Origin of the sequence: Nitrosomonas sp. (assembly GCF_019752415.1) — a bacterium.
Classification (GTDB): Bacteria; Pseudomonadota; Gammaproteobacteria; order Burkholderiales; family Nitrosomonadaceae; genus Nitrosomonas.
Window position 1 is genome coordinate 1 of sequence record NZ_JAIEME010000076.1, and the last position, 8,427, is coordinate 8,427.

Below are 8,427 nucleotides of genomic sequence, written 5' to 3' on the forward strand. Positions count from 1 at the left end.
GACTGGTCGCGGGCGCATCCAAAGGCGAAGGATTGGGCAACAAATTCCTCGCCAACATCCGCGAGACCGACGGCATCGTCAACATGGTGCGCTGCTTCAACGATGACAACGTTGTGCACGTCGCCGGTAAAGTCGATCCGATCTCCGATATCGAAGTCATTCAAACCGAATTGTCCCTGGCCGATCTCGCCACAGTCGAGAAAACATTGCTGCGCGAATCCAAGGTGGCCAAATCCGGCAACAAGGATGCGATCAAATTGTGTGCCTTGCTGGAACAAGTGCAAGCGCATCTTGACCAAGGTAAACCCGCCAGAACAATGGACTTGGATAAAGAGCAAAAACTCTTATTGCAGCCGCTCTGCTTATTGACCGCCAAACCGGCCATTTACGTTGCCAATGTCGACGACCACGGTTTTGAAAACAACCCGCTGCTGACCCGCGTGCAAGAATATGCCGCCCAGGAAGGCGCGCCGGTCGTCGCCATCTGCGCGGCACTCGAAGCTGAAATCGCGGAATTGTCCGACGAAGACAAGAAAATCTTCCTAGCCGACCTGAATCTCGAAGAACCCGGCCTCAACCGCCTGGTGCGCGCGGGTTACGAATTGCTCGGACTGCAAACGTACTTCACCGCCGGTGTCAAAGAAGTTCGCGCCTGGACTATCCACAAAGGCGACACCGCTCCGCAAGCCGCCGGTGTCATCCACACTGACTTCGAGAAAGGCTTCATCCGCGCCGAAGTCATCAGCTACGACGACTTCATCGCCTACAACGGCGAACAAGGCGCCAAAGAAGCCGGAAAAATGCGTCTTGAAGGCAAGGAATATGTCGTCAAGGATGGTGATGTGATGCACTTCCGGTTTAATGTCTAAGTTTCCTGATTGAACATGTCGCAAATTTCAGGTTTTTGCGACATGTTTAATTGACCTGTCGCTGCAAACGACATAAACTGACAACGTGTCGCAAAAATGCAAAAATTAAACCATGACCTCTTGGCGCCCGGATCAGCCTTATAACGATCTCCCTCTTTTACCTCCGGCAATTGAACTGGAGACACGTACCGTACTCAAGCAGTGTATCGCCGCTCGAACAGCACTAGCGGAACTCAAGCAAGCGGCCGAACTCATTCCCAATCAGGGCGTTCTGATCAATACCCTGCCGCTGCTTGAAGCGCAAGCCAGCTCGGAAATCGAGAATATCGTAACTACCACAGACCGGCTGTTTCAGTTTCAAAGCGCGAACGAGTATGCCGATCCAGCTACGCGTGAAGCTCTACGTTACAGCAACGCTTTGCTCGAAGGGTTCCAAACATTGCAACAGCACCCGCTGAACACTCGCACCGCAGAACAAGTATGTACGCGCATCAAGGGCACGGACATGCAAGTGCGGTGCGTGCCGGGAACCGCGCTGGCCAATCAAGCGACCGGCGAAGTGATCTATACGCCGCCCGTTGGGGAAGATCTCCTGCGCACCCAATTAGCCAACTGGGAGCGTCACTTGCACGAAGCACGCGATGTCGATCCGCTGATTCGCATGGCAGCCGGGCATTATCAATTCGAGGCGATTCATCCGTTCACCGATGGCAATGGCCGCACCGGGCGAGTGCTGAATAGCCTGTTTCTGATTCAGGAAGACTTGCTGACGCTGCCGATTCTTTACCTCAGCCGCTACATCATCAAGAACAAAACCGAGTATTACCGCCTGCTCCTGGATGTCACGCGCAATCAGGCATGGGAATCCTGGATTGTCTATTTGCTGCAAGGCATCGAAGACACGGCGCGCTGGACCACCGCCAAGATTGCCGCAATCCGCAGTCTGTCAGGATTAACGATTGACCATGTAAAACAAGCGGCACCGAAAATCTACAGCCGCGAACTGGTCGATCTGATCTTCGATCTGCCTTACTGCCGGATTCAGAACTTGGTTGAAAAAAACATCGCCGGACGCCAAGCCGCCTCGCGCTATCTAAAGCAACTGGTGGACATCGGTGTACTGGAGGAAAGAGCCGTGGGACGAGAAAAGCTGTTTATTCACCCAAAACTAATGCAATTACTAACACGAGATAGCAATATCATCCTCCCTTATTCATCGTGAAGAACATTCCATGTCAGCACTGAAAAAACTACTCGACAGCTACCGTCTCATCGCCGCAACCCCGCGGGAAAAGGGTACTTACTTCGAGGAATTGATTCTGTGTTACCTGCGCCACGAAGCGGCTTACCGCGATTTGTACAGCGATATTTGGGCGTATCGCGACTGGGCAAAATTACAGGGACTGGATGGACACGATACCGGCATCGACCTGGTAGCCAAAACCCACACCGGCGAATATCACGCCATCCAGTGCAAGCTCTATGCCGAAGATTACCGCTTACAAAAAAGCGACATCGACAGTTTTTTCACCGCCTCGGGCAAAAAAACCTTCACGCACCGCATCATTGTCAGCACGACCAACCGCTGGAGCGAACACGCTGAAGACGCCTTGCGTGACCAGCAACCGCCGGTCAGCAAAATAGACCTGCACGATCTGGAAAACAGCCAGATTGATTGGAGTCGATACCAGCCCAAAGCGGCTCCGGTGTTAAAAACCAGAAAGCAGTTACACGACCATCAAAAATATGCGTTGGATGCTGTTGCGCGTGGCTTGACAGACACAGACCGCGGCAAACTCATCATGGCCTGCGGTACTGGCAAGACTTTCACAGCGCTGAAAATTGCCGAGGAATTGGCCGGTAAAAACGGGCGCGTGCTTTTCTTGGTGCCCAGTCTGAATCTGCTGTCGCAAACCCTGACCGAGTGGACGCAGGAAAGCGATACCCCGCTGCACAGTTTCGCCGTGTGTTCCGACAGTGATGTCGGCAAGAAACGCAAAAAGGATGACGACACGGTGCAAACTTTCACGCACGAATTGCGCTACCCCGCTACCACCGAACCGGCCAGGCTGGCGACTGAAATGAGCAAGCGCCACGATGCGCGGCACATGAGCGTGGTGTTCAGCACCTATCATTCCATTGACGTGATCAGCCGCGCCCAGCATGACTTTGATCTGGATGATTTTGACCTGATCATCTGCGACGAAGCGCACCGTACCACTGGCGCTACTTTCGATAGCGAGGATGAAAGCGCCTTTGTGCGCGTGCACGATAATGCCTATATCCGCTCCGCCAAGCGGCTTTACATGACCGCCACGCCACGCATTTATGGCGAGGTGGCAAAAGCCAGCGCGGAAAAAGACAAGGTTGCACTGTGCTCGATGGATGATGAAACGCTTTACGGCAAAGAGCTTTATGTCATTACCTTCTCGGAAGCCGTCAAGCGCAATCTGCTGGTGGACTATAAAGTGATTGTGCTGGCGGTGGAAGAATCGCACATCAACCGCCGCATCCAGAATCTGCTGAAAGACCCGGATAACCAGCTCAAGGTGGATGATGCCGCCAAGATCATCGGCTGCTGGAAAGCGCTATCCAAACAGGGTTTGGCCGATGATCTGATTGGAGATGGGCAAGCCATGCAACGCGCCGTGGCTTTCTGTCAGGTAATCGAATTGGCCAAAGGCGGCAAGACGCACAAGGTCAGCTCCAAGCAAATTGCGGGCATGTTTCAAGCGGTAGTGAAAGCCTATCAGGAAACCGAGGAATTCGAGCAGATTGCGCGTCTTAATTGCGAAGCCGAACATGTGGACGGCAGCATGAATGCCAGCGAAAAAGAAACCAAACTGGATTGGCTCAAAGCTGAAATTCCGGATAACACCTGCCGCATCCTTTCCAATGTGCGTTGTCTGTCCGAAGGCGTGGATGTGCCCGCTTTGGATGCCGTGCTGTTCCTGACGCCGCGCAATTCCCAAGTCGACGTGGTGCAATCGGTCGGTCGCGTAATGCGTAACGCGCCGGGCAAGAAGCGCGGCTATGTTATCCTGCCGGTGGTGATCCCGGCGGGTGTCGAGCCGCACGAAGCGCTGAACGACAACCAGACCTACAAAGTCGTATGGCAAGTGCTGCAAGCGCTGCGTTCGCACGATGACCGCTTCGATGCGATGATCAACAAACTCGACTTAATCGGGCGCGACACCAGCAAAATGGAAGTCATCGCCATCACCGACAAGATCCAGAAAAAACAGCCTAAAACTCCGGGAAAAACCAAGGACCAGACCGGCCAAGGGCGCTACACGCTGGGTCAGCCTGAAGCGGCTTACCGCAAACCGGAGCAAACCAAATTGGAATTCGAAATCGGTGAAATCGAGCGCGCGCTCTACGCCAAGTTGGTGCAAAAGGTCGGTAACCGCCACCACTGGGAAGAGTGGGCCAACGACATCGCCAAGATCGCCCGCACGCATATCGACCGCATCACCGGCATCCTGGAAAACCCGGCCAACACTCGCGAACGCGAAGCTTTCGCCGCCTTTGCCGAGGAATTGCGCGACGATCTGAACAACAGCATCCGCGATGGTGAAATCATCGAAATGCTGGCGCAGCACCTTATCACCAAACCGGTATTCGACGCGCTGTTCAAGGACTACAGCTTTGCCCGCCATAACCCGATGAGCATCGCCATGCAAGCCGTGCTGGACGTGCTGCACAAACACCACATCGACAAGGAAGCCGACACGCTCCAAGCCATGTACGACAGCGTGAAATTACGAGCTGAAGGTATCGACAGCGCGGAGACCACACCGGAAGCCAAGACTCAGGCCAAGCAGAAACTCGTGGTCGAGCTATACGACAAGTTTTTCCGCAACGCCTTTCCGCGCATGACCGAGCGCCTCGGCATCGTCTACACACCAGTGGAAGTGGTCGATTTCATCATCCACAGCGTGCAGCACATCCTGCAAACCGAATTCGGCCAAACATTGGGCAGCAAGGGGGTACACATTCTCGACCCGTTTACCGGCACCGGAACGTTTATCACCCGCCTGCTGCAAAGCGGGTTGATCACCCGTGACGAACTGCCGCACAAATACCGGCACGAAATCCACGCCAATGAAATCGTGCTGCTGGCCTACTACATCGCCGCCATCAACATCGAAGCGGTATACCACGGCATCATGAACACTCCGCAGCATCTTCCACCCCGTCATTCCGGGCTTGATCCGGAATCCAGTCATGCAAACGATGGCGCGCAAAGCGCACCACTGGATACCCGCCTGCGCGGGTATGACGAAACTGGACATTCGCGTCATTTTCGGCAATCCGCCGTATTCCATTGGGCAAGGTAGCCAGAACGACAACAACCAAAACGTCGAATATCCCCATTTGGATAAACGCATCGCAGAAACATATGCAGCACGCTCAATAGCCACATTATCCCGTGGCCTATACGACAGCTACATCCGCGCCATCCGTTGGGCATCGGATCGCATCGGCAATGCCGGCGTGATCGGTTTTGTTACCAACGCTGGCTGGCTCGACGCCAACACCGCCGATGGCTTGCGCCAATGCCTGGCCGAGGAGTTTTCCAGCATTCATGTATTTCACCTGCGCGGCAATCAACGCACCAGCGGTGAACAATCGCGTAAGGAAGGCGGCAAAATTTTTGGCAGCGGTAGCCGCGCGCCGATTGCCATCTCGCTATTGGTCAAAAATCCCAACGGGCACCCGCATGGCCGGATTCATTTCCACGATATCGGCGACTACCTCAGCCGCGACGACAAGCTGGAAAAAATCGCCGCGTTCGGCTCCATTGCGGGCATCAGCACCGACAATGCGTGGCAAGCCATCGCCCCCGATGCACATGGCGACTGGCTGCGCCAGCGTGACAACAACTTTAGTAAACTAATCGTGCTTGGTGACAAGAAAGGCTGTGGCCCAATGCTATTCGGTAATTACTCAAATGGAGTAGTTACCGCCCGCGATGCATGGTGCTACAACGCCAATAAAAATGCCGTCATCAACAATATGACGCGCATGATCGGATTCTACAACAGCGAGGTAGCGCGATTTAATAACGCCCACCCCGAGCTGGACAGGAAAGCACGCGAAACTCAAGTGTTGGGTTTTATCAATACCGACCCGACACAAATCAGTTGGACAGTCAATCTCAAGCAAGAACTGGTTAGAGGCCGTAGTTTCCAGTTTGAATCCGAGAGCTTAACGCCCAGTCTGTACCGGCCCTTTACCAAACAATGGTTTTATTTCAATCGTGTATTCAATGAAAGAGTGTTGCAGATGCCACGCATCTTCCCGAATGTAGCGACGGAGAATCGGGTGATCTGTCTAACCGGACTTGGGGAGTCTGCGGGATTCAGCGTGCTAATGTCCGCGCAAATTCCAAACTTCCATTTTATCGCCGGATCACAATGTTTCCCGCTCTACCTCTACGATCCCGTCGTTCCCGCGCAGGCGGGAACCCAGACCACGCTGGATTTTATCGAAGAAAAACCGCTGGATTCCCGCCTGCGCGGGAATGACGATGAAAGGCGTGGGAATGACGATGAGAGGTGTGGGAATGACGATGAAAGGCTCGGGAATGATAAAAGGCACGAGAATGACGGTGATGGATTTAGGAATGACGGCGCGGGGCACGGGAACGGCGACAAGGAGTTGAGGAATGACGGCAATGAACGGAAGAATGGTGGGTACGTGCGCCGCGATGCCATTACTGACGCCGGGCTGGCGCATTTTCAGCAGGCGTATCCACATGAAACGATCGGCAAGGAGGATATTTTCTATTACGTCTATGGTTTGCTGCACTCAAAGGATTACCGCAGCCGCTATGCCGATAATTTGAGTAAGGAATTGCCGCGCATGCCGTGTGTGAAAACCGCCGCTGATTTTTGGGCGTTTTCCAAAGCCGGACGGGCGCTGGCTGAGTTGCATCTGAATTATGAAACCGTGCCGATGTACCCGAGCGCCACGGTGTTGAGTGCCGACGGCAAGGCGATCAATCTTGGCGATTCCAGGTTGCTGGATTCCCGTCTGCGCGGGAATGACGAGTCTATGTGCCGGAGTAGCGAGCAGGAGAGTTTTTGGCGCGTGGAGAAGATGAAAGTACCCAAAACCGATGGCCAGAAAGACCTGACCCGGCTGATCTACAACGCACACATCAGCGTCAGCGGCATTCCGCCAGAAGCCTACGACTACGTGGTCAACGGCAAAGCAGCGCTGGACTGGGTGATCGAACGCCAGTGCGTGAAAACCGACAAGGACAGCGGCATCGTCAACGACGCCAACGACTGGGCCATCGAAACGATGGGCAACCCGCGCTATCCGCTGGAATTATTTCTGCGTGTGGTGACGGTGAGCCTGGAAACGATGAAGATCGTAAACAATTTACCTGCGCTGGAAATCGCTAGTGATTGAGACAGCGACCTTTTCTCTCCGTCATTCCCGCGCAGGCGGGAATCCAGTTGGGGAGCGCGGTGGTTGTTCTGGATCCCCGCCTGCGCGGGGATGACGGGTAAATGAGCGGGGATGACGAGGTATGTGTGGGGAGATGACGGATTGTAGAGGTGTGAGGATGATGAAATGTTGCAGTAGAAGGACGGGGGGGTTAAGGAAATTCTGAATAACTGTCATGTCGAGCGTAGCGAGAAATCTATAGCGTTGATTCACAAAGATTCCTCACTTTATTCGGAATGACAAACATGAGTTATTCAAAGTTTCCTTAAGGTTCCGTCTCTCCATTTATTTCCGGCCAGAGGTCCCGCCACTGTGGATTGGTTTCTTCAATCAGTTTCAATTTCCAGGCGCGGTTCCATTTTTTCAATGCCTTTTCCCGGGCAATGGCGCTTTCCATCGTAGCGTGCTGTTCATACCAGACCAGGGTTTTAACCCGATATTTTTTGGTAAAACCTTCCGCCAAGCCTTCGCGATGCTGCCAAATGCGCTGTATCAGGTTGGATGTCACGCCAATGTAGAGCGTCCCGTTTCTTTGACTGGCCAGCAAATACACCGCCGGAGCCATCATGCCGCTTTTTCTCCGGCATTCCCTGCCCTCTCGTCATTCCCGCGGAAGCGGGAATCCCGTTTTTGATGTTGCTTTTTTTGCATCGTCGATTCCCGATGAATTTACGTCGCCACAATCACCCTTACAGCATCGAGCCGCAAATTGCTGGATTTCAGCGCGCCGGTCAGTTGTTGCAATTGTTGTTCAAAGAACTGGATTTCCTCGTCGCGCACGTTCGGGTTGACTTGTTGCAGCGCTTTGAGGCGTTCGATTTCGGGGACAAAGATTTGCCGGATGCGCGTTTCAGCGGCGGCGATGAGTTGCGGGGCTCGCGCGCTGGCTTGTTGTTCGCTGGCGGTTAATAGCTCGCGGATGGCGTCTTCTTTCAGTTGGATCACTTGCTTGGCGATGCCGGTGGCGACCGGCTGCAGGTGTTGATTGACCGAGTCGTGATCCAGGAACGGGTAGTCGCCGCTGCCGTGTTCGTCGAGCACAATGCGGATTACGGCGGGCGGCAGGTAGCGGTTGCTTTGTTGCACGTTGTGTCCG

The 8,427-nt window shown here is 54.0% G+C and carries 6 protein-coding genes and 1 pseudogene; 4 read left to right on the forward strand and 3 right to left on the reverse strand.

What is annotated here, in order from left to right; genetic code table 11:
- The 4 genes from ychF to K2P83_RS11840 all read left to right on the forward strand — a co-directional run.
- Window positions 1-869: redox-regulated ATPase YchF (gene ychF / locus K2P83_RS11825; RefSeq protein ID WP_292929438.1), on the forward strand; the 869-nt coding region annotated here is incomplete at its 5' end.
- A gap of 112 nt (window positions 870-981) precedes the next feature.
- Entirely contained in the window at window positions 982-2,091 is a 1,110-nt protein-coding gene (gene fic / locus K2P83_RS11830) for a protein adenylyltransferase Fic (RefSeq protein ID WP_292929440.1), read from the forward strand.
- Window positions 2,092-2,101: 10 nt separating this feature from the next.
- Window positions 2,102-5,209, forward strand: coding sequence for a DEAD/DEAH box helicase family protein (locus tag K2P83_RS11835; RefSeq protein WP_292929442.1), 3,108 nt, complete (start codon window positions 2,102-2,104; stop codon window positions 5,207-5,209).
- Window positions 5,148-7,292 carry a type ISP restriction/modification enzyme gene (locus K2P83_RS11840; RefSeq protein ID WP_292929444.1) on the forward strand — a complete coding sequence of 715 codons (2,145 nt, stop codon included), beginning with the start codon at window positions 5,148-5,150 and terminating at the stop codon, window positions 7,290-7,292. The genes K2P83_RS11835 and K2P83_RS11840 overlap by 62 nt, the downstream gene beginning before the upstream one ends.
- Window positions 7,293-7,313: 21 nt before the next feature.
- Here the strand turns inward: K2P83_RS11840 and K2P83_RS11845 are convergent, their stop codons facing one another.
- The 3 genes and pseudogenes from K2P83_RS11845 to K2P83_RS11855 form a co-directional block, all read right to left on the reverse strand.
- Window positions 7,314-7,544 carry a hypothetical protein gene (locus K2P83_RS11845; protein WP_292929446.1) on the reverse strand — a complete coding sequence of 77 codons (231 nt, stop codon included), beginning with the start codon at window positions 7,542-7,544 and terminating at the stop codon, window positions 7,314-7,316.
- Between the two features lie 52 nt (window positions 7,545-7,596).
- On the reverse strand, window positions 7,597-7,896 hold the full coding sequence (locus tag K2P83_RS11850) for a GIY-YIG nuclease family protein (protein ID WP_090315283.1): 300 nt from the start codon (window positions 7,894-7,896) through the stop codon (window positions 7,597-7,599).
- 104 nt (window positions 7,897-8,000) lie between these two features.
- Window positions 8,001-8,427 (reverse strand): annotated as a pseudogene (locus tag K2P83_RS11855) (RNA polymerase-associated protein RapA); the annotation flags it as partial.

Coding starts and splice junctions, on each gene's coding strand:
- fic (WP_292929440.1), top strand. CDS start 982: ATGACCTCTTGGCGCCCGGATCAGCCTTATAACGATCTCCCTCTTTTA.
- K2P83_RS11835 (WP_292929442.1), top strand. CDS start 2,102: ATGTCAGCACTGAAAAAACTACTCGACAGCTACCGTCTCATCGCCGCA.
- K2P83_RS11840 (WP_292929444.1), top strand. CDS start 5,148: ATGACGAAACTGGACATTCGCGTCATTTTCGGCAATCCGCCGTATTCC.
- K2P83_RS11850 (WP_090315283.1), bottom strand. CDS start 7,896: ATGGCTCCGGCGGTGTATTTGCTGGCCAGTCAAAGAAACGGGACGCTC.